Consider the following 2,575-nt stretch of genomic DNA (forward strand, 5'->3'; position numbering starts at 1 on the left):
CAAAGGGGTCGGCAAAGGGATTGGCCGCTGCCCCGATGAACATTCGGGGAGGATTTTCAATGTCCGCACCCCCCTGAAACTTGCCTTCATCCCTCATCTTCTTGACCATCTGCAAAAACTGGATCGAATCGATATCATGGACACTGGCAGCCATGGGGTGATCTCCAAAATGAGGATGATCTCCCGAAAGGCAAAGCATGGTATTGATGCCGTGCGCATAAGCCCCGATGATATCGGCCTGCATGGCCAATCGGTTACGGTCCCGGGTGACCATTTGCAGGATCGGATGCAGTCCCATTTGCCGCAAAAAAACACCGGCGGCAAAGCTCGACATACGGACCATAGCCGTCTGGTTGTCGGTGACATTGACGGCATCAATATAACCTTTCAACTGTTCAGCTTTCTGACGAATCTTTTCCGGCACAGCCCCTCGAGGAGGGCCACACTCCGAGGTTACGGCCAGCTTTCCTGCTTTCAAAACTTTTTCCAGGACACTCTCGGTTTTCATTCTGCCAAATCCTCTCTGATAATTTTTCGGGGGCCGGCTCCCCGGCCGGGACGCCAGTCTTTAGCCGGGATGATTTCTTCGAAACGGCTTTCCAGCCCCATCGACTTGAGCCGATCCCAGATCAATTGCCAGGCACAATCTACATCGGGGCTGATTTCACATTTACCGGAAGTGGAACCCCCGCAGGGACCGTTCATCAATTGTTTGGAACATCGGGCAATGGGACAAATCCCGCCGGTAACCCCCAGCAAACAGTCGCCGCATCCCGCACACCGTTCCGACCATATGCCCTGTCGTTCCGAGGCCCCCATAAATTTGGTATTGACCGCCGGGAATACCGGTTTGGCTTTAAACCGGCGGCTCAACTCCTGGACACCGCATCCGCAAGCCATGGACAAGATCGCATCCACGCCGTCAACCATAGTCGTCAGTTCTTCCACATATTCCGGATCGCATTGGCGTTCCAGGGTATGTTCCCGAATCTGTAGATTTTTACCCTGTTTCAGAAAGGCCATTTGCAGTAGTGAGGATAGGATACCGACTTCCTTTCGGCCGCCGGCGGAACAAACCGTCACACACTCATTACATCCGACCAGTAAAATTCTCTGAAACGGCCGGATATATTCAATGATTTCTTCCAGGGGTTTTGATTCCGCTGTAATCATCGACTTTATTTCTCCTTCGGTATTCGGACTGGGTTGGGTCCCAGATTCCGGATTTTTTCGGTGATCTGCCGGGCAATCTCGGCGAAACCCTCTCCCATGCCGGCAGAGAGATTGACCATTTCCAACCTTTGGCCTTCAATGCCGATGCTTTCCAAGAGCCTTCGCACCTGTTCCACCCGTTTGGCGGCCCGGAGGTTGCCTTTTTTGAAGTGGCAGTCTCCATCCAGACAACCAGCCACATAGACACCATCGGCGCCTTTTTCAAAAGCCTTCAAAACATGAATGGTATCTACCTTCCCGGAGCAGGGGACCCGTATAATTTTGACATTGGGGGGATAACTGAGCCGCTGGGTGCCGGCCATGTCCGCGGCGGTGTAGGCGCAGTAATGACAGCAAAAAGCGACAATGACCGGTTCAAATGTTTCCATTAGGTTATGCTACTCTCCTTTCCAGCAAGCCCTCGAGCTTGGCCAGAATCTGATCGTCTTCAAACTGCATCAGTTGTATGGCCTTGGCCGGGCACTCGGAGACGCAAATACCACAACCCTGACATTTGGATGGATCGATTTCCGAAACCCCGTCGGCATTGATAAACGGGACATCAAAAGGACAGGCCCGGACGCAAATCAGGCAGGCAGCACATCTTTTTGAATCGACCCGGGCGACGGCCGCACCAAGGTTGATATGGTCGTGGCTGAGGATGGTCTGGGCCCTGGCGGCTGAGGCCTCGGCTTGGGCGATTGTTTCCCGGATCAACCGGGGGGAATGAGCGGTTCCGGCCACAAAAAACCCTGGATTGGAAAGATCCACAGGGCGCAACTTGATGTGGTCCTCCAGAAAATACCCATCCGATGTTCTGGGAATTTTAAAAATCGCTTCCAGGTCTTCCGTGGATTCATCATCGCTGATCAATCCGGTGCTCAAGATCAGAGCATCTGCGATAACGGCCAATGGTCGGCTTAGGATGGGATCGGTGAAGGTAATTTTCACCTGCTTTCCGGCTTCCTGAACCTCCGGTGGGTTTTCCGGTTCATAACGAACAAAGACGACCCCTTTTTCCCGGGCCAGCCGATAATAGTCTTCCTGGAAACCATAAGTCCGCATATCCCGATAAAGGACGAAAATAAGGGCATCCGGGTTTTTTTCCAAAATTCTCAGGGCGTTTTTAATCGCCGCCTGACAGCAGATCCGCGAACAGTTAGGATTATCCGCTTGCCGGGAGCCTACACATTGAATCATGACCACGGTTTCCCAGTTATTGGTCTTTTCCGGTGTTTCTTCGAGCTGGCCATCCGCATCCAACTGGGTCATGACCGCCTCGTGTTGGCCGAGGAGATAATCCTTCGGGCGGTTAGGCAGTGCGCCGGTGGCCAGGATCGTAACGCCGTGGCTGATTTGCCGA

At 53.1% G+C, this 2,575-nt stretch carries 4 protein-coding genes; all 4 read right to left on the reverse strand.

The annotated features are described in order from the left end of the window. Nucleotides 1-508, reverse strand: a 508-nt coding sequence (locus ACYC56_RS15055; protein WP_461374986.1) for a methylenetetrahydrofolate reductase, incomplete at its 3' end; no start/stop codon positions are given. Next, complete coding sequence (locus ACYC56_RS15060) at nt 505-1,173, reverse strand: methylenetetrahydrofolate reductase C-terminal domain-containing protein (protein ID WP_461374987.1); 669 nt, start codon at nt 1,171-1,173, stop codon at nt 505-507. The genes ACYC56_RS15060 and ACYC56_RS15055, both read right to left, overlap by 4 nt. Nucleotides 1,174-1,178: 5 nt before the next feature. Then, nucleotides 1,179-1,601, reverse strand: a complete 423-nt coding sequence (locus ACYC56_RS15065) for a hydrogenase iron-sulfur subunit (protein ID WP_461374988.1) — start codon at nt 1,599-1,601, stop codon at nt 1,179-1,181. A gap of 4 nt (nt 1,602-1,605) precedes the next feature. Continuing rightward, nucleotides 1,606-2,575, reverse strand: a 970-nt coding sequence (locus ACYC56_RS15070) for a 4Fe-4S binding protein (protein ID WP_461374989.1), incomplete at its 5' end; no start/stop codon positions are given.

This window comes from Candidatus Aquicultor sp., assembly GCF_054640775.1.